The sequence below is a fragment of the Synechococcus sp. CS-197 genome, from assembly GCF_025128215.1.
Taxonomy (GTDB): Bacteria; Cyanobacteriota; Cyanobacteriia; order PCC-6307; family Cyanobiaceae; genus Synechococcus_C.
On record NZ_JAHLZC010000010.1, the window covers coordinates 18,357 to 34,435 of the forward strand.

General features: G+C 60.8%; 32 protein-coding genes. 19 read left to right on the top strand and 13 right to left on the bottom strand.

Going from position 1 to position 16,079, the window contains the following annotated elements; all coding sequences use genetic code 11:
- Positions 1-40: 40 nt before the first annotated feature.
- Positions 41-775 (top strand): peroxiredoxin-like family protein, encoded by a 735-nt coding sequence (locus KQ296_RS03470; protein ID WP_041428423.1) that lies wholly within the window; start codon positions 41-43, stop codon positions 773-775.
- Positions 765-1,349, top strand: a complete 585-nt coding sequence (locus KQ296_RS03475) for a pyridoxamine 5'-phosphate oxidase family protein (protein WP_011932725.1) — start codon at positions 765-767, stop codon at positions 1,347-1,349. The genes KQ296_RS03470 and KQ296_RS03475 overlap by 11 nt, the downstream gene beginning before the upstream one ends.
- Here the strand turns inward: KQ296_RS03475 and KQ296_RS03480 are convergent.
- Positions 1,339-1,824: a hypothetical protein gene (locus KQ296_RS03480; protein WP_259726338.1), complete on the bottom strand. Its 486-nt coding sequence runs from the start codon at positions 1,822-1,824 to the stop codon at positions 1,339-1,341. The two genes, KQ296_RS03475 and KQ296_RS03480, sit on opposite strands and share 11 nt — an antisense overlap.
- A gap of 80 nt (positions 1,825-1,904) precedes the next feature.
- Between KQ296_RS03480 and KQ296_RS03485 the strand changes: the two genes are divergently transcribed.
- The 4 genes from KQ296_RS03485 (at position 1,905) to KQ296_RS03500 (ending at position 4,732) form a co-directional block, all read left to right on the top strand.
- On the top strand, positions 1,905-2,177 hold the full coding sequence (locus KQ296_RS03485) for a DUF3303 domain-containing protein (RefSeq protein WP_011932727.1): 273 nt from the start codon (positions 1,905-1,907) through the stop codon (positions 2,175-2,177).
- 66 nt (positions 2,178-2,243) lie between these two features.
- Positions 2,244-3,494, top strand: coding sequence for a glutathione S-transferase family protein (locus KQ296_RS03490; RefSeq protein WP_011932728.1), 1,251 nt, complete (start codon positions 2,244-2,246; stop codon positions 3,492-3,494).
- 48 nt (positions 3,495-3,542) lie between these two features.
- Positions 3,543-3,866 (top strand): molecular chaperone DnaJ, encoded by a 324-nt coding sequence (locus KQ296_RS03495; RefSeq protein ID WP_011932729.1) that lies wholly within the window; start codon positions 3,543-3,545, stop codon positions 3,864-3,866.
- Positions 3,866-4,732 carry an NAD(P)-dependent oxidoreductase gene (locus KQ296_RS03500; RefSeq protein ID WP_011932730.1) on the top strand — a complete coding sequence of 289 codons (867 nt, stop codon included), beginning with the start codon at positions 3,866-3,868 and terminating at the stop codon, positions 4,730-4,732. Before KQ296_RS03495 ends, KQ296_RS03500 begins: the two co-directional genes overlap by 1 nt.
- On the opposite strand, the gene KQ296_RS03505 is transcribed toward KQ296_RS03500, so the two are convergent.
- The gene (locus tag KQ296_RS03505) at positions 4,725-4,940 is read right to left on the bottom strand and encodes a chlorophyll a/b-binding protein (RefSeq protein ID WP_011932731.1); all 216 of its coding nucleotides are present in this window, start codon (positions 4,938-4,940) and stop codon (positions 4,725-4,727) included. The two genes, KQ296_RS03500 and KQ296_RS03505, sit on opposite strands and share 8 nt — an antisense overlap.
- Positions 4,941-4,987: 47 nt before the next feature.
- On the opposite strand from KQ296_RS03505, the gene KQ296_RS03510 reads away from it, so the two are divergent.
- Entirely contained in the window at positions 4,988-5,443 is a 456-nt protein-coding gene (locus KQ296_RS03510; RefSeq protein ID WP_050815875.1) for a nuclear transport factor 2 family protein, read from the top strand.
- A 250-nt stretch (positions 5,444-5,693) separates the two neighbouring features.
- Positions 5,694-6,191: a DoxX family protein gene (locus KQ296_RS03515; protein WP_041428425.1), complete on the top strand. Its 498-nt coding sequence runs from the start codon at positions 5,694-5,696 to the stop codon at positions 6,189-6,191.
- Positions 6,192-6,460: 269 nt separating this feature from the next.
- Here KQ296_RS03515 and KQ296_RS03525 read toward each other — a convergent pair whose 3' ends face one another.
- Positions 6,461-6,616: a hypothetical protein gene (locus tag KQ296_RS03525; RefSeq protein ID WP_011932735.1), complete on the bottom strand. Its 156-nt coding sequence runs from the start codon at positions 6,614-6,616 to the stop codon at positions 6,461-6,463.
- 42 nt (positions 6,617-6,658) lie between these two features.
- Between KQ296_RS03525 and KQ296_RS03530 the strand changes: the two genes are divergently transcribed.
- Entirely contained in the window at positions 6,659-7,294 is a 636-nt protein-coding gene (locus KQ296_RS03530) for an SOS response-associated peptidase (protein WP_011932736.1), read from the top strand.
- Positions 7,295-7,362: 68 nt separating this feature from the next.
- The gene (locus KQ296_RS03535) at positions 7,363-7,677 is read left to right on the top strand and encodes a DUF3303 domain-containing protein (RefSeq protein ID WP_011932737.1); all 315 of its coding nucleotides are present in this window, start codon (positions 7,363-7,365) and stop codon (positions 7,675-7,677) included.
- A gap of 2 nt (positions 7,678-7,679) precedes the next feature.
- On the opposite strand, the gene KQ296_RS03540 is transcribed toward KQ296_RS03535, so the two are convergent.
- The 4 genes from KQ296_RS03540 to KQ296_RS03555 all read right to left on the bottom strand — a co-directional run bounded on the left by KQ296_RS03540 (position 7,680) and on the right by KQ296_RS03555 (position 9,587).
- A complete protein-coding gene (locus tag KQ296_RS03540) occupies positions 7,680-8,204 on the bottom strand; it encodes a WbuC family cupin fold metalloprotein (RefSeq protein ID WP_011932738.1) in 525 nt (174 codons plus the stop codon).
- Positions 8,205-8,370: 166 nt separating this feature from the next.
- A complete protein-coding gene (locus KQ296_RS03545; RefSeq protein ID WP_011932739.1) occupies positions 8,371-8,823 on the bottom strand; it encodes a protein-tyrosine-phosphatase in 453 nt (150 codons plus the stop codon).
- 8 nt (positions 8,824-8,831) lie between these two features.
- Entirely contained in the window at positions 8,832-9,341 is a 510-nt protein-coding gene (locus KQ296_RS03550; protein WP_011932740.1) for a hypothetical protein, read from the bottom strand.
- A gap of 3 nt (positions 9,342-9,344) precedes the next feature.
- Positions 9,345-9,587, bottom strand: a complete 243-nt coding sequence (locus KQ296_RS03555; RefSeq protein WP_011932741.1) for a hypothetical protein — start codon at positions 9,585-9,587, stop codon at positions 9,345-9,347.
- A 130-nt stretch (positions 9,588-9,717) separates the two neighbouring features.
- Here KQ296_RS03555 and KQ296_RS03560 point away from each other — a divergent pair, with 130 nt between their 5' ends.
- The 4 genes from KQ296_RS03560 (at position 9,718) to KQ296_RS03575 (ending at position 11,424) form a co-directional block, all read left to right on the top strand.
- Positions 9,718-10,506 carry a prohibitin family protein gene (locus KQ296_RS03560; RefSeq protein ID WP_011932742.1) on the top strand — a complete coding sequence of 263 codons (789 nt, stop codon included), beginning with the start codon at positions 9,718-9,720 and terminating at the stop codon, positions 10,504-10,506.
- Positions 10,503-10,994: a hypothetical protein gene (locus KQ296_RS03565; protein ID WP_259726339.1), complete on the top strand. Its 492-nt coding sequence runs from the start codon at positions 10,503-10,505 to the stop codon at positions 10,992-10,994. Before KQ296_RS03560 ends, KQ296_RS03565 begins: the two co-directional genes overlap by 4 nt.
- A complete protein-coding gene (locus tag KQ296_RS03570; protein ID WP_011932744.1) occupies positions 10,991-11,167 on the top strand; it encodes a hypothetical protein in 177 nt (58 codons plus the stop codon). Before KQ296_RS03565 ends, KQ296_RS03570 begins: the two co-directional genes overlap by 4 nt.
- 98 nt (positions 11,168-11,265) lie before the next feature.
- Entirely contained in the window at positions 11,266-11,424 is a 159-nt protein-coding gene (locus tag KQ296_RS03575) for a hypothetical protein (RefSeq protein ID WP_011932745.1), read from the top strand.
- Here the strand turns inward: KQ296_RS03575 and KQ296_RS03580 are convergent.
- Entirely contained in the window at positions 11,409-11,792 is a 384-nt protein-coding gene (locus tag KQ296_RS03580) for a DCC1-like thiol-disulfide oxidoreductase family protein (protein ID WP_041428790.1), read from the bottom strand. The two genes, KQ296_RS03575 and KQ296_RS03580, sit on opposite strands and share 16 nt — an antisense overlap.
- A gap of 131 nt (positions 11,793-11,923) precedes the next feature.
- Between KQ296_RS03580 and KQ296_RS03585 the strand changes: the two genes are divergently transcribed.
- A complete protein-coding gene (locus tag KQ296_RS03585; RefSeq protein ID WP_011932747.1) occupies positions 11,924-12,088 on the top strand; it encodes a hypothetical protein in 165 nt (54 codons plus the stop codon).
- A 65-nt stretch (positions 12,089-12,153) separates the two neighbouring features.
- A complete protein-coding gene (locus KQ296_RS03590; protein WP_011932748.1) occupies positions 12,154-12,468 on the top strand; it encodes a TIGR03894 family protein in 315 nt (104 codons plus the stop codon).
- 13 nt (positions 12,469-12,481) lie between these two features.
- Here KQ296_RS03590 and KQ296_RS03595 read toward each other — a convergent pair whose 3' ends face one another.
- Positions 12,482-13,807, bottom strand: a complete 1,326-nt coding sequence (locus tag KQ296_RS03595) for a glycosyl hydrolase family 57 (RefSeq protein ID WP_399240241.1) — start codon at positions 13,805-13,807, stop codon at positions 12,482-12,484.
- Between KQ296_RS03595 and KQ296_RS03600 the strand changes: the two genes are divergently transcribed.
- The gene (locus KQ296_RS03600; protein ID WP_259726358.1) at positions 13,802-13,996 is read left to right on the top strand and encodes a hypothetical protein; all 195 of its coding nucleotides are present in this window, start codon (positions 13,802-13,804) and stop codon (positions 13,994-13,996) included. The two genes, KQ296_RS03595 and KQ296_RS03600, sit on opposite strands and share 6 nt — an antisense overlap.
- A 75-nt stretch (positions 13,997-14,071) precedes the next feature.
- Positions 14,072-14,635: a hypothetical protein gene (locus KQ296_RS03605; RefSeq protein ID WP_259726340.1), complete on the top strand. Its 564-nt coding sequence runs from the start codon at positions 14,072-14,074 to the stop codon at positions 14,633-14,635.
- A gap of 15 nt (positions 14,636-14,650) precedes the next feature.
- On the opposite strand, the gene KQ296_RS03610 is transcribed toward KQ296_RS03605, so the two are convergent.
- Positions 14,651-14,932: a hypothetical protein gene (locus tag KQ296_RS03610; RefSeq protein ID WP_259726341.1), complete on the bottom strand. Its 282-nt coding sequence runs from the start codon at positions 14,930-14,932 to the stop codon at positions 14,651-14,653.
- Between the two features lie 51 nt (positions 14,933-14,983).
- Here KQ296_RS03610 and KQ296_RS03615 point away from each other — a divergent pair, with 51 nt between their 5' ends.
- Complete coding sequence (locus KQ296_RS03615) at positions 14,984-15,139, top strand: hypothetical protein (protein WP_259726342.1); 156 nt, start codon at positions 14,984-14,986, stop codon at positions 15,137-15,139.
- Positions 15,140-15,150: 11 nt separating this feature from the next.
- On the opposite strand, the gene KQ296_RS03620 is transcribed toward KQ296_RS03615, so the two are convergent.
- From KQ296_RS03620 to KQ296_RS03630, 3 genes are all read right to left on the bottom strand, one after another.
- Positions 15,151-15,324, bottom strand: coding sequence for a metallothionein (locus tag KQ296_RS03620; protein WP_011932753.1), 174 nt, complete (start codon positions 15,322-15,324; stop codon positions 15,151-15,153).
- A gap of 89 nt (positions 15,325-15,413) precedes the next feature.
- Positions 15,414-15,887 (bottom strand): hypothetical protein, encoded by a 474-nt coding sequence (locus KQ296_RS03625; RefSeq protein ID WP_011932754.1) that lies wholly within the window; start codon positions 15,885-15,887, stop codon positions 15,414-15,416.
- Positions 15,884-16,042: a hypothetical protein gene (locus KQ296_RS03630; protein ID WP_011932755.1), complete on the bottom strand. Its 159-nt coding sequence runs from the start codon at positions 16,040-16,042 to the stop codon at positions 15,884-15,886. The genes KQ296_RS03625 and KQ296_RS03630 overlap by 4 nt, the downstream gene beginning before the upstream one ends.
- Positions 16,043-16,079: the final 37 nt, after the last annotated feature.

A 16,079-nucleotide genomic window follows, 5' to 3' on the forward strand; every position in this document is an offset into this window, starting at 1 on the left:
GTGCTCAATGCCTGATCATGTGGGCGTCTTGATGACAGGCATGAACGCTCCCGATCCTTTGCTTGAACGCATCGCTGATGCTCCTGGCATGGGCCGAGGCTGCCGGCGGCTGGTGGTGCTGCTCACCCAGCTCGGTGATTTCGACTCCATGGAATACGCCCAGGCCCTGGTGCCTGCGCTGCCTCAGCTGGATCAGGCCGGGATCCAGTTGTTGGCGATCGCGATTGGAGATCCGAAGGGTGCTGATCGTTTCTGCGCCTTCACTGGCTTTCCGGTTGAGCGCTTGCAGGTTGAGCCCAATGCCAACCTGCACCAGGCTTTGGGGTTGTCGCCAGGGCTTCAGGCTCCAGGCGGTGCTTGGCCCTCCTTGCTGCTGATGTGTGCAGGCATCGGCTCTCCCGGCACCCTGGCAGAAGTGCTGCGCGGCTACACCGGCGACCGCACGGCGCCCCAGCGTTTCGGCGACGATGAAGTGATCAGCACCGGGGTGCTGCCAGCGATCCCTGCTGGACTCTTCCGCCGTGCTGGTGGCGGCGGGTTTCAGCGCCCGTTCGAACTGGCCACGGTGCGCTTGCGCAATATGAATGAAGTGCTGCGGCACTGGGGCACCTACGTGCCCGACGATCGCTTCATCACCCAGCGGGGGGGCACGTTCCTCTTGGACGCGGACGACTCGCTCCTGTACGTCTATCGCGATCGAGGCATCCTTGGGTTTTCCGAAACGATGAACCGTCCGCTGGCCTTTCTCGATCCTTGGATGGCTGATGCCGGTTGATCCCATCCAGGCAATGCCGTTGCCCCCCTGGCGGCCGTTGCTGCGGGGCGCCCGCCAACGGGAGGGACGGGCTCCGGGGGCCAGCTGGCTCCAGCTCGCAAGCGTGGCAGCCGATGGCACCCCACGGGTGCGCACCCTGGTGTTTCGAGGCTGGAGTGATGAGGGCGACCTCGAACTGCTCACAGATGCCCGCAGCGAGAAACCCGGCGAACTCAGTGCTCAGGGGCAGGTGGAACTGTGCTGGTTGTTCCGCAAGGCCAGAGAACAGTTCCGCCTGCGTGGGATCGCTCAATTGTTGAGTGTTGGCGATGATCCGGAGGCTTTGAACGCCCATTGGCAACGGTTGGCGCCCGCTGGCCGCTCCGTCTGGGCCTGGCCGCATCCGGGTGAGCCCTTTGAGGCGGCTGGCCCCTGGCCGGATTCGATTGCCGATGGGGAGCCACCACCGCCTCATTTGCTGTTGATCCGCATTCAGATCCAGCGGGTGGAGCAACTCGATCTCAAAGCCCATCCCCACCGACGCTGCTGCTGGGAGCGAGGAGACGACTGGATCGAGCGACGTCTCAATCCCTGAGCGTCCACAGGGCGAGCCCACCTCCCCGGCCGCGAGCCGCCAGCCAGCCAGACGCATCCCTGTGGATCAATGCGAAGAACGGCTTGCGCTTGGCGGGTGGAGCCGGCAACGAGCGTTGCAGCAGGGTGATGGCGCCAAGCGTCAGCCTGACGTGCTCGAAGTGGAAGCTCAGTAAGGGTCTGCCACCGCCCAGCTCCCCAGGTCCACTGAACTGCAGAGTCACCGGGCCGAGGTTGACGGCATTGCGTAGGCGTAGATGGTGATCGCCGGCTGCGCTGATCTCCAGGCAGGCGCCGAGGCTGCGCAGCAGCCACCCGTTGAAGGCGTTGGCTTCGCTGCGGCCCTTGGGCCAGATGGTCTGCAGCTGCCAGCAACCGATCACGTCGTCGGCATTGATCCCACTTCCCTCTTGGCGAACCTGCCGCTCGCGCGTCAGCAGATCGTTCCCGGTCACCGTGTCACTTGGGATCGACAAGAGATTCAGGCGTTTGTCGCGGTCATGCTGTCGGATCGTGCGCAGACGTGCTAATTGGAAGCGCCTTTCTCAGCGATTTCATGTTGTTCCTCATGCACTGGCACTTCAAGACCGGTTACCACGAGAAAGCGGCTCGCAAGTTCATGCAGACCGGAGCCCCCATGCCAGCTTGCAAGTCGTGGACCCGTTACCACGCACCCGGCTCGGTTCAGGGCTGGATCCTGGTGGAAACCGATGATGCTGGCGTCTGCTACGAGCACGCCGCCGAGTGGGCGGAATGCCTCGACTGGACCGTGACACCTGTGTTCACCGATGAGCAGGCCGGTCCTCTGATCGGCAAGGTTTACAGCTGATCACTCGGCTCAAACCGACGTTCGTCTCCGTCTTGCCGCCAAACTGCGGCAAGACCTGTTGGCGTGATGACAGACGATTCGCTGAAGGCGGAGGCGCTCTCCTGGGCTGCTCTGGAGGCTTTGGCACCGGCTGCTGCCGAACGCGTGGAAGGCCCCACCAACGCCCAGGCCAGCTTGCGGCTGTTCGGGCATTCCGAAGCAGATGTGCAGGTGACCTTGTTCCGGGACCACCACGCCTGGTGCCCGTACTGCCAGAAGGTGTGGCTCTGGCTTGAGCTGCGCCGGGTGCCCTATCGGATCCGCAAGGTCACCATGCGCTGCTATGGCCCGAAGGAGCCCTGGTTCACGGCACTGGTTCCCTCGGGAATGTTGCCGGCTCTGGAACTCAATGGTCGCCTGATCACGGAGAGCGATCGCATCCTCGAGGCCCTTGAACGCACTTTCGGGCCGGTGGGAGCTGGCATGCATGACCGGCGGGTGAGGCGTTTGCGTGAGCTGGAACGGTTGCTGTTCCGCGCCTGGTGTGTGTGGCTCTGCACCCCAGGCCTGCGCGAGGACCAGGAACGCCGTGCCCGGGATCAGTTCCAGAGGGTGGCCTCCCAGATGGAGGAGGCGATCGCCGCTGGTGGTGGCTGCTGGCTCGATCCCGACCATCCGAGCGGGGCAACACCTGGCACCGCCGATCTGGTGTTCATCCCCTACGTGGAGCGCATGAATGCGTCGCTCGCCTACTTCAAGGGGTTTGCACTGCGTGAGGCCCACCCCGGGATCGACCGTTGGCTCACGGCCCTTGAGCAACTCGAGACGTATCGCGGCACCCAGAGTGATGTGCACACCCATGCCCACGATCTGCCTCCGCAGATGGGCGGATGCTGGGCGGATGGCAGTGCGCAGCAACAATTCATGGCCGCGGCGGTGGATCAAGGGGAGGGACTGGGTGCCCTCGAATGCCGTTGGACACCGCCTGAAGCAGGGGTCACTCCCCAGGCCCGAGCCCTGGAGCGGGTGCTGCGCCATCGCCACACGCTGCTCGTGCGCAGCCCTCTCGGGGAGGGGTTTGATCAGCCCTTGCGCGCGGCACTCACCAAGCTGATCGCTGGGACCGCAGTGATGCCGTCTTCAGGGTCAGCCGCAGCTCTGCGCTATCTGCGGGATCGCATCTCTGTGCCCCGCGACATGCCTCTGCACAGCGCCCGGCTACTAAGGCAGGCCCTCGAAAGCACCGCGGCTCTTGCAGGCCAGGACCAACCATCTGCGCTGCCATTTGAGCATCGCTTCGACCAGGATCCCAGGCCATTTGTCGGCTCGGTCACCTGATCGGGGCTTCGCGATCAAGCAAGGTAGGGAGCCCTACCCGATGCGCTGATGGCTGGAGATGGATTCGGAGCGACAGGCTCCTCTGCCACTGGCGGGAAACGCAGCAGCTCCAAACGCAAGCCCCGGCAGTCCAATCATCAGCGCGAACGTTGCCCCCTTGGCCGGGATCCCGGCTTTGAGGCGATCTGTGCCCGCCAAACCTTGGGCTTGGCCCTCTCGGGTCGCCTGACTGAGCAGGCTGTGAAGCGTGCTCACAAGCTCTTGGCTGTTCAGCATCACCCTGACAAAGGCGGTGATCCCGAGATGATGACCAGGCTCAACAGCGCCCGCGATCTGCTTCTCGAACCTGTGATGGAGGCGATTCCGGCCTGATGACCAAGGTTGCTCTGCTCGGTACTGGCCTCCTCGGCTCCGCCATCGGCCACCGCCTGTTGAGCGTGGGTTGTGCGCTCGCGGTTTGGAACAGGGATCCAGCCCGCTGTGCACCGCTGACCTCCGCCGGTGCCGAGCGCTTTGATGATCCTGCCCAGGCCATAGCGGGTGCCAGCACGGTGATCACCGTGCTTCGGGATGGACCAATCACTGCGGAGGTGGTGGCAGCGTTGGGCGGTTTGGATCGGTGCTGTGTGATGCCCATGGGCACCATGGGCATCAGCGAGAGTGTGGCTCTCGAGGCCCAGGTGCAGGCGCAGGGCGGTGTTTATCTTGAGGCTCCAGTCCTGGGGAGCCGACCTGAGGCATTGGCAGGGACGCTGCTGGTGATGGCAGGCGGTGATCAGGGGGTGTTTGATCAGCAGTACGCACTGCTCAAGCATCTTGCTTTGGAGCCGAAGCGGATGGGTGCCGTGGGAACCGGCGCGGCAGCCAAGTTGGCTCTCAACCAATTGATTGCCAGCCTCACCCACGGCTACTCGCTGGCATTGCGGTTGATTCAGGCCTCTGGCCTGGATGTGGATAGCTTCATGGATGTGCTGCGGCCATCCGCGCTCTACGCGCCCACGGTGGACAAAAAGCTCAAGCGGATGCTGACGCATGACTACAGCGATCCCAATTTCAGCACCAGCCTTCTGCGCAAGGACTTGAACCTGTTTCTGCGCGAGGCAGGCCTGGCTGGGGTGGACGCCGGAGGTCTGCAAAGCCTGGCCGATTTGCTGATGCGCGCAGAGGGCACGGATCTGGACACTGGTGATTACAGCGCCCTTCATGAGCTCACGGCTCCTGAGCCAACGCTCAGCTGAGGTACCAGCGGATGAGCGCCATCACCTGACCAGCAGGGCCATACCCGGTGATCCATTCACCGATCACGGCCGCGGCGAAACCCACCATGGCGGTGCGACCATTCAGCCTTTCGACTCCGGCGAGAGCGCTGGTGTTCCAGGGGCGGTTGGTGGTCAGGCCCTCGCCGAACTTTTCAACAGGCTCGTAGCGGTAGCTCGGTTCGGACATGGCTTCAGCACAGAGTGTGCTGGAGCCTATGCAGGGACCACTGATTTATGCATAGGGTTCAACCGGTTATTGCGACGTCATCCGTGGACGCAGAGCGCCTTCGATCCCTGTTCACCAAGCCCTACGGCATGGCAGCACCCACAGAAGCGCAATGGCGTGAGCTGTACGACGAGAACGTGCACTTTCAGGATCCGACGCAGGAGCGCAGTGGCATCAAGGCTTACATCGAGGCTCAGGATGGTCTGATGCGTCGCTGTGATGACGTGTATCTCACGGCCAGTGCCATCGCTGTTGATGGGGATACGGCCTTCATCGAATGGGAGATGGGGCTCAAGATCAAAGGCATCGAGTTCATCTACCCAGGGGCCAGTCGCTTGCGCTTCAACAGCGACGGGAAGGTGTGCGATCACCGCGACTACTTCGATTTTGTGGGGCCGACCTTTGAACCTGTGCCCGTTGTGGGTGGTTTCGTGCGTTGGCTCTACAAGCGGTTCGTGGACTGAAAGCGGCTCAACTTCCAGAAGGCGAGGCTGGTCACAGCTGCGCCGAAGCCCAGGAACAAAGTGAGAAACATTTCACTGCTCATGTCAAGCAAGCGACATAGAAGTATGCATACTGGCGGTTTCTGCGTGAAGGTGTGGGGCGGAGCGGGTCTTTGCCTGGGTATTTCTGCTCAAAGATGGACAAAACATCTGCCGAGCTCGCGGGCTCGCGGCTTAAGTCGTTACATTTCCTAAACTTACCGACATCGCAGTGCTCAGAACGATTCTCTCCAAGCCATTGCTCTCCGATGTGGGCCTGCTTGTGCTTCGTGTTTTCACCGGCACGCTTCTGATTCATCACGGTTACGAGAAGCTCGCCAATATTGAAAATTTCGCTGACGCCTTCGTGCGTCCGCTTCACCTTCCCTTCCCCATCGTTCTCTCCTACATCGCAGCGTTCTCTGAGATCGGCGGCAGTTGGCTTCTGATCACAGGACTGCTCACTCGATTCGGAGCTCTGGCAATTCTTGGAACGATCACGGTGGCGATCTACCACGCAGTGATCACCGCTGGTTTCAACATCTACCTGCTGGAGCTTCTCGGCCTTTACTTCGCTGCCGCCGCTGCCGTCCTCGCCGTTGGTCCAGGTTGTTTCGCCATTGATGAGCTGATTGTTCGTCGTTTCAATCCCGAGACGGCCAAGCAGTCTGAATCCGCTGATGATGCCTATGTCTCCAATGGCACCATCAGCCAGGGCGCTGAGGCCTGAATTTTCTTCCAAGTTGAAGAAACAAATTCGATTGGATTGAAGCTCTAGCTTCAGTCCAATTTTTTTTGGTTGGACTCATGGACTTGATGACTGCGCCCACGATCAGTTTGCTGATCTTTGGTGCTTTCTTTGCTGCACTGCAGATCTGGTGGATTGGCTCACTGATGATGAGAAACCGACGGCGTTCCGGCGAGAGGCCCCTCACGACCTCTCAGTTCCGCCGAGATCTTGAACGCATCTTCAAGAACAACGCTTGAGCAGACCCCGCTTCAATAGCTCGACTGAGGCAGGGTGAATCCTGATTGCATGTGCTGGACATCAAGCATGACCCAGGTGAGCCACACCAAAAGGGCCACTACTCCCGATCCCGCGGCGAAACGTCCCAGATTGCGGATCAGAAGTTCGAAGACGCTGACTTCCTTCATTGAATCCGATCGTGTGCCCACATCTTGCTTGATCGTGGTCTGATGTGCGGACGCTTTGCTCTCTCGATTCCGGCGTCGGACTTGCCGTTGCCGTTGCGCCAGCGCTTGGATCCAGCACACCAGAATCGCTATGCACCTCGCGACCTGATTGGCCCGGGGGAACCTCTGCTGGTCTTGCGCAGGGAGGACAAGGACGCCTCTGCTGCTCTGATGCTCTGGGGTTTGATTCCAGGCTGGACCAAGGACCCCCTGAGCGGACCGCGACCCTTCAATGCCCGAGTGGAAACCCTGGATGACAAGGCCATGTTCCGGGGAGCCTGGCGTCACCGGCGTTGTTTGATTCCAGCCAGCTGTTTCTTTGAAAAGGGCTGGCGGATTCGCCGAGCCGACCATCAACCGTTCTGGCTGGCAGGCCTCTGGGAGCGCTGGCTTGGTGCGGATGGCAGCGAAATCGAGAGTGTCACGATTCTCACCACCACCCCCAATGCCTTGATCCGACCCCTGCACCCGCGCATGCCGGTGGTGATCCCGGATGGGCTCGAGGATGGATGGATGGCGGCTGTTGACGGAGCGGGCCTAAGGGCTTTGCAGCCTTTACTGGATGCTTGGGATCCCACGGGTTGGATCAGGGATCGGCCTGGTGACAGCGAGCAGCTGTCGTTGTTTGAAAGGGCCTAGTCGTGTTGCAAGACACCGTTGCCAACCCTTGCTGCCCTTAAGTTTCTGACGCAGAGACTCAAAGAATCATGCAGCTCTATTTCGTTGTGGGCACCATCCCCGATATCGACAGCCAGCTTGATGTGTACAGGGAATTCATCAACTATTTCGAAGGGGGTTGTCAGAACGACTGCTTTGAAGGCTTTGAATTGATTCAGCGCGCTCATCTGCCTGGGCAAGGTCAGGTGGTGGCTCTGATGAAGGCCCGCGGCACGGAGGAACTCTTCCGCCATCTCGCTCCCTGGCGTGCCCAGTTCGGCGTGGAGATGGAGATCACCCCCGCCATCAGTGATGCCGAGGTGGTGGCCAGTCACAAAGTTCTGTTCGCATCGATGGAGGACTGAATTCAATCGTTGCCCGTTTGGGCCCCTGTCGCCGGGGACTCCAGGAAGCGTTGGCGCCAGCTGCGCTCCTGGTCTTCGGCTGCAGGCGTCCGCTCCTGGGGAAACCTTTGGAGGAAGTCCTTGTCCTGGCAAGGTTGATAAGGCCCTTGCTTCAGCTCGAAAATCACAGAGTCGCGCTCCAGAGCCACCAAGCTGTGGAACTGACCTTCGGCCACTTCCACCCCTCGGACTGGCCCGGATGCTGAGAGCGTCTCCGTTTGAACGATCTCCCCCTCCGGGCTGAAGATCAGCAGGCCGATCATTCCCTGCAAAACAAGGAAGCACTCGAACCCTGCTCCCTCTCGATCGCGTTGATGACGATGGGGACGCACGTAGGTACCGGGTTGCAGCACGTTGAGAAAGCGCTGCACCGGCTCAGCCTCCTGGTGGAAGTTGTGATTGCAGCGTTGCCTCGGTCGCTGGTCGGCTTCCGCCGCCAGTGCGTTGAACAGCGTTTGATCAATGCGCTGAAGCGCAGGTCGATTCATTGACGTTGCTCCCGCAGGCGGCGCATCGAATTTCTTGGCATCCTCCTGTTCTCTCGAAGGGAAGGCATGACATCGTCCGGATGACGTGCGCGGGGATGAATGCTGATCAGGACGATGCCGATCAACAGCAAAAGAATCACTGCGCCAGCACGGAAGATCCGAAACATCAGTGACCGCTGATCAACGCCTTGATCAGTTGATCAATCTTCTGTTGCAGCAGCGTGATCGGATCATCAACGGCATCAACCTCATCGAGATCTTTCACGCGCCAGAAGCGGATCTTCGTTTCCAGGTCAGGAAACAGCTCCTGCACCATCGGCCTGTGGGCATCGGCGTCGACGGCCACCACCACATCGGCCTGTTCCACATCGTGTCGGCTGACCTGACGGGGCATCGCCAGTTGGGTTGGATTCACGGCAACGCCACGGTGTTGCAAGGCCGCCTGCGCCTCCTTGGCGATGGCGCCGACGTTGCCGCTGTCGGCTCTCACGTTCAAGCCAGCGGAGACAGCGTGAACGTCATCACATCGGCCCTGAAGAGCGATCTGATGGTTGAACCAGAGTTCCGAAAAGCGGCTCCGGAAATAATTTCCAGTGCAGAGAAAGAGAACGGTTTGCATTGCCGCGGTCAGGACGCAGGGTCTTGAGGCGCTGCACCCACCACACTCTGCTCTAAAGGCAGGAGGTCATCGTCATCCGTTGCCCGACTGCGAACCGGTGCACTGAATCCTCGGGCGCGGGCATTTTTGACCTCAAACGGGCCCGGTGTGCCGGTGGGCACGGCCAGTCGCAGAGCGAACGGGTGCTCGCCAGGCTCCACATCACCAATGGAACCCACCCGGGTGCGGTTTTGAAGAACAGGTTCACCACTGCGGTCGAGGATCCTGGCGTACACGTCGGTATCGACGACGGCACGCCGTCCACTGTTGTTCACCATGCCGGTGAGCACATAGCAGCTGGCCCCTTCCGGACTGGTGATCGTGGGTCTGCTGGAGGCTGCGGGACTGGGCTGGGCTCCTGGATCCAAGGCATCACAGGGAGCGAGCGCGACGCCCGTTAGGGGAAGATCGGCGGCGAAAACAGGTTGCGCCACAAGCATCAGCAGGGCAATCACCCCGGCAATCAAACTGTTGCGCATGGTTCAGTGCTGCAGGTTTGAAACGGTGTTGGTGAGCTCGGCCACATCGGAAAGACCATTCACATCGAACCAGGGAGCCGTGGCCCAGTCGAATCCCTCCCCGAAGGTGTTGTCTGGAGCTGTGATGTACCAATGGCAGTTCACATCGGGAACATCAACAGCGCACTGGGACCAGTCGTTCTGCCACTGAGGAACCTGCACCCACATCACTGCGGCGAAGAGCAAGGAGAGGAGGCTTCTCAGCACGGGACCCAGACAGGATGGCTGGACGCTACCAGGGTTCTGATGGGCTTGCGAGCACTGTGGCTTTCCTCTCGCTAGGACGTGGGAAGTGATTCGTCTTCGACGCCACCCCCGCATGCAAAGTCCATCGCCGATGCGTTCTGTCAACTCCGGAGGTCCGGAGGGGGGCTTGGTGGCCATCGTGGCCCTTGTGCTGGCTGGATTGCTGCTGCTGGCGCAATCGTTGTTCGTCGTTCCTGCAGGTGAAGTGGCCGTGATCACCACCCTGGGCAAGGTGAGCGGGACGCCACGGCAACCGGGCCTCAATGTGAAAGCACCTTTGGTTCAGCAGGTATGGCCCTTCAGCATTCGCACCCAGGTGCGGCCTGAGAATTTCGCCACGCTCACCAAAGATCTCCAAGTCATCCAGGCCACAGCCACCATCAAGTACGCCTTGCGTCCCGATGAAGCCGGCAGGGTTTACAGCACGATCGCCAGCAGCGACCGTGATGTGTATCCGCGGATTATCCAGCCATCGCTCCTTAAAGCACTCAAGTCGGTGTTTTCGCAGTACGAGCTGGTCACGATCGCGTCGGAGTGGAACGACATCTCTGCCCTGGTGGCCAGCACCGTGGCTGAAGAGCTGGATCAGTTCGATTACGTGAAAGTGGTGGGTCTGGATCTCACCGGTCTTGAGATTGCCGAGGAATACCGGGCGGCGATTGAGCAGAAGCAGATCGCTGAACAGCAGCTTCTGCGGGCTCAGACCGAGGTGAAGATCGCTGAGCAGGAGGCCCTCCGCTACGACACGCTGAACAAGAGCCTCGATGACCAGGTGCTCTACAAGCTCTTCCTCGACAAGTGGGATGGTCAGACCGAGGTGGTCCCAGGCTTGCCAGGAACTGCAGGCGGCACGCCGCCGGTGATTGTTGGGCGGCGATGAACCGGTCGTTCAGCATGAATCGTCTTGATCCCAGGCTGATCGTTCCACCGGTCATCAGCAATGTGTTTCCAGGGCGCCGTCTCGCGCTTTGGTTGTTTGCTCCCCTGGTGTTGGTGACGCTCTGGCGCAGTCAGCATCATTTGCTGGCTGCTGATGGTGGTGCGCAGTCGATCGCTCATATTCCTCTCGACGGCTATTCCGATCCTGCGGCAGCCACGATCGTGGGTGTGTTTGCTCTCTGGGGACTCAGCCAGCTGATCCTGGCGTTTCTGCAACTGCTGGCTCTGTTGCGCTACCGGGCCATGATTCCTTTGTTCTATCTGCTGACGTTGATCGAATACAGCGTGAGAGCCACTTACATCCCGGCGTGGCGTCCAATCCCCACCAGCGCCACAGCACCGGGGGCTCTGATCAATGTCCCTATCGCCGTCGCTTCTCTGCTGCTGTTGCTTCTCAGCATCTGGCCCCGGCGGGAGGTGCGCGCATGACCCAGCGCACGGCCACCGGCCTGGTTCTGGTGCTCCTGGTGGGTTTGATCACCCATTGCGCATCCCAAATGCGCACACGCGTCCGCTACCGGGTGCTGCCTCAGCAGCAGCCCGGCAGGCTTCTGCCGGTTCCCGTCAGGCATCCGCCCTCCAAGCCTGGCTTGCTTCTCTGAGTTTGGATCGCTGCGGCCGTCTGTAACGGCACGTTGACAGGAGCCACGCCAGAGAAAAGCGCGCGCCTACAACGGGTGAGTCCCTGGATGAGACCACGATGGAGATCAGTTTTGGCAGGGACCTGGCCCGTTCGCTTGCTCTGATGCTTCTGGAATTGCGGGCTGAACTCGATGAGTTCGCTTACCAGGTTGAACACCATCCCGACGCTGCGCCGACGGCTGTGGAGCGTTGCCTGACGTCTCAGGCGCCTCGGTAGTCAGGATCGAGAGGAAGGCCCTTCAACCCCAAGGCGATCTGACGAGCTGCCAGCAGCCCCGGGTAAAGAAGATTGGCGCGCCGGGTGTCACTGAACACGCCATGAAGAATGCGCAGCAGCGGGTCGCTTGGTGTGAGGTTCTGGCAAAGCATGGCGATGGCTTCGCTGCCATGCCAAATCTGCTCGCCGTCCATCAGCACGGCGCCATTGCTGATGTTGTAGCCACGCGTCCTGAGCATGGATCTGAGTTCATGATCGCTGCGGCCGTCGCGAATCACGAGGTCTGGAATCCCCCCAAGCAACTCACTGCGGAGAGCGAAATGCCGGCAGAACGGGCAGCCGCCGTCGTAAACGAGTGTGAGAGCCATGGCGCGCATTCTGGCGTGCTTAGGGAGTTTTCAGCCGCTGCTCAGCCAATTTTCAGTGCCGTTTTTGTAGGGACGATCGAGGCTCAAGCCACGGGGGACGCACCCATCCCCGCACTGTTCGGGAGCTTCTCATGACTGACTACGAAGTTCATCTACGCCGTTACGGCGGTGCCATGCATGGCCCAATGATCATCAGGCTGGAAGCGGAAGACCCCGTGCAAGCCCAGCGCGCCGCCCGCGATCTCTGCCCTGGTGCGGTCGTGACGCGGGTTGAGCCGACCTACTCCATGCGCTGAGGGGACCATTGCACTCTGAACGGTAGGTTGACCTCATTACACCAATCGGATCGCACGTCCCTGGAATGGCAGACAAGGAACTCCTCAGAGAAGTGGCGCTTGAGCTCTGGAGCTCAGTGAAGAAGCTGCGCCCAGGTCTGCCACGGGAATCACGCCTGGAACTCACCCTCAAGGCGTTGATGGTGATCGGGGATCTCAGTGATCAGATTCAGGCTGCGGTGGTGGTGGGGCTGATTGCCGAACAGGAGCCCCCTGACAGTGAGCCTGAAGGACAGGATGTCACCCTCAAGGAAGAGAGTTCAGCAAAGGCCGGTTCGGACGTTGAGCAAACTCCGGACGGACGCCGGGTGGTGCGCCGTCGCTCCAGGTCCGCAGGCTGAACGCGGCCCATCGTTAGGACGCAGACCTCGACGACAACGATGCCAGTGAGGCTTCGCCCCGGCGGTTGATGGCCTGGGCGAATTCGGTCCATTGGCCCTGCCCCCAGTAGCGGAAGCAACTGGTTTCCAGCAGCAACACGTGCAGTAAGGCCTGTCGATAGGCAGAACTGGCGGTCACCGATGGATCCGCAGCAACGGCCGCGTCGAAGTGCTGATGGAAGCGTGCGCTCAAGGCCTGCATCGGATCCAGCACATTGCTGTAGCCATCCACCCAGCTGAGATTGTTGGTCCAGGAGGCACCCTGCATCGAAAACCCATCCCCAAGGGATGTGAGTTTCTCGATTGCTGCGGTGATGGCGTCCGGGTGAATCGCATCACCCACGTCCTCCCACACTCTGTGCTGGTGCACAGCCTGAATCCGGGGAAAGTGGCGCTCTTCCACCCCGATGGATTCGAGATGCGCCAGATACTCGGAGCCATTGAGCGCTGCGACGTTGCCTTCCCCATCCCGAACGCGGCGGTTGGCCTGACGGAACGCCTCAGGAAACTCGTTCATCATCACGCCGCCATTCTCCCCATCGGCGATCTGGCTCACCAGTGATGGCACGGTTCTGCCATGGAGCTGCTGCGCTTCCAGACCCATCGCCTCGTAACACGGCTGCATCTGGCCCACCAGCTTGGTGTCGGATCCCTGGGTTTTGATCAGCACCGTGATGCTGACCTCATCGCCGCGGGAGTTCCTGGCCATGAGCTGATTGGGGAGGTACCGCTGGGCACTCGCGAGGGGGGTTCCGTCGCATCGCTCCACGCTGTGCTCCTGCACCAACATCCAGCGATAACCGGAGTCCTTCAACGCCTTCACAAGAGCAAACAGGGTGTCGGGGTGATTGGGGAGGTGCATCTCCGGCAGGGAGAACCCCTGCACGCGCTGCAACGCTTCGTTGCCGAAAAGATCAGCGAATTGATGGTGCCAGGCACTGATCTGCAAGGCGAGATCAGGGATCGGGGTGGAGGGTGCCACGGCATGGCTCCAGAACGTGCCGAGCCACTCCACATGGTTTTGCATCTGCTGATCACAGGCGAGGTAGCGCAAGGCCTCTGTGATGTCATCACGGCCCATCTGCACCACACCCCAGAGCAGATTGCCGGAGTAATCCAGCATGATTTTGGGGTTGCAGCCCTCGTTGATCAGATCGGGGATCAGGGTCGCCATGCGCCGGTAGCACTGGGCGAAAGGCTCGGCGTTGTGATTGTCCCCCTCTCCTGGACGATCGAACATGTACTGGAGGTGGGAGATCAGCGCCCCATTCACTCCTGCTGGCACGGTGGGCTGATGCATGTGCAGGGCACAAGCGAAAGCGGCCTGCTGGTTGTCCAGCGTGCTGCTCGGCAATGCCATCCATCGCCTGGGACGATTCAGCCTGAGGGACTGGATGGCCTGTTCTCGCCCGGCGATTGGGGGGAATTGGTGTGGGTCCATGGCGCTTGGCTGCTGGGTGCGGATCTCGATCGTTCAGGCGGTGCTTAGGCTCCCTGCACCTGTGTGCATTCCATTGCTAACCCTCCATTGAAGGCAATGGGAGAACGTCAACCAATGCACGGGATGCGGTTCGGGTCAATGCTGTTCCTGGTCAGCCTGCTGGGCCTGCAGGGTGTGGCCACGCGCCATGGCTTGGCGGGTCACCATCATCATGGCGGCGGCCATCACCACGGGGGTGGTCACCATCACGGAGGTGGTCACCATCACGGAGGCAGCCACCATCACGGCGGGGGCCATCATCACGGCGGCAGTCGCGATTACCACTACCACTACCACCACCGCTACAGCAACGGCTACTGGTACGGCCATCACGGGCGTTGGTATGGCCCCGGGTATGCCAACCGTTGGAGTTGGAATACCTTCGGTGCCCTTGCTGGTGCTGCTGTGATTGGTGGCCTGGTGAGTCGTGCCTTCGAGGCCAGCAGCCCAACGATCGCTGTGCCCGATAGTTCATATGCGCTGAATTACGACAGCGTTCGCGCTGACGGCAATGTGATCACCTTCAAGGTGGATGGTGCTCCAATGCGAGCCGACTGCAGCAGCGGAACGCTCAATGGCCATCCCCCGGAGAGTCGCGGAGAGGCGCAATTGGTGAATGCGGTCTGCACGGTTGCCTTCGGGGTTTGAGCTGGAGGGCAACGCTTAGGCCACTTCCGGTGCCCAGCCAGCCTGGCGATGCCAGCTGGGAGCCCATTGCAGGCAGTGGTGGGTGAGGTGTGAGCCCTGGGGAAGTTGCTGATGTTGCCGCTCGCAGCCCAGCAGTGTGCGTCCCTGCAGGTCAGAGCCGTAGCGGAAGTGTTGGCACGTCATGCAAACGCTTGACCCGCGACTGGGCTGCAACTCGTTGACGCTGAGAACACTCCAGGACTCCATCACTCGACGGCGCAGTACATCTGTACTAGCCAAGGTGAGGGTTTTGGTCAAGAAATGGAAAGCAATGGAGCTGTCGCTTCAGAAGGGGCCGATGCTCGTTCCATGGGAATCCTTCACTGCCCGCTTTGTTTTGGCCTCGCGCTGCTCTCGGCGCTGCGCTTTCTTGCTCATGCCGTGATGCTGGTGCAGCTTGAACTCAGCCGGGACGAGCGATTCGCGCATCCGGCCGAGCTTCTGGGCACCGTGTTTGAGCTCTGAAGGGAGCTGAATCAAGCGTTGCAGGTGCATCCGCAGGACCCGTTGCCGTGGCAGGGTTCCTGGTTTTTGTGTCCGCTGGCGCAGGCCTCTGAGCAGAACGCACTGCCATCGCGGAGAACAGCGTCACCTTCGGACACGGTGCAGACGCAATCGGGGCATGCGCAGGGAGTTGTTAACGGTGCCATCGCGTGACTCCTGAGGAAAGGGATAATTCCGTCTTACGCCTCCTGAAATGGGACTGCAAGGGGGGATCCGTACATCCGGATTGCTGGGTTCAGCGGCGGCTGGAGGCAAGAAAGCCCTTGATGTAGTCCAGGCCCCAGTCGAGGGTGTGCACGGGCAGTTCGTAGCAGTCGTTGAAGAGGCGGCGTTTGGCTTGCTCGAGCCGGGCCAGGCCAATGGCCTGGAGGTTGGCGCTGGATGCAAGGAAAAATTCTTCCCGTGCCGCCGGGTCATTGCGCTTCATGCCGTTCACGTACAGCGTGCGGACGTCCTGGAAGAGGTCAGCCGTTTCTTCGTTGAAGCGGATGACCTCATCGCCAAGGGGGATTTCCATGGTTTTGATGCAGTGCATCGAAAAGGCCATGGCTTCACGCGTTTCCTCGGGGGAGAGGGCGTCGTCGTGGCCATCGCGGAACTGGTGCTGAATCACCCCGTTGCTGCACTCGAGCAAGCGGAGAACCGCGAGCTTCTCAAGCTCGATGTCGGGAAGTTGGCTGAAGAGGCTGTGCCAGTTGCGTCGTTTCATTGCTCTGCGATCACCCAGGCGGTAGCGGCGCGCTGGCGCATGTAGAGGTCGGCCAGCTCGCGAGCGAGGGAACGCAACTCTTGAACGTTGTCGGTGGCGTCGATGGTGCGCTTGAGCGACTCGACCTCGAATTTTTGGCTGAGGGACAGCTGCATGGAACAGCGCTCGGTTGCCCCCAGCTTAAAAAAAGTT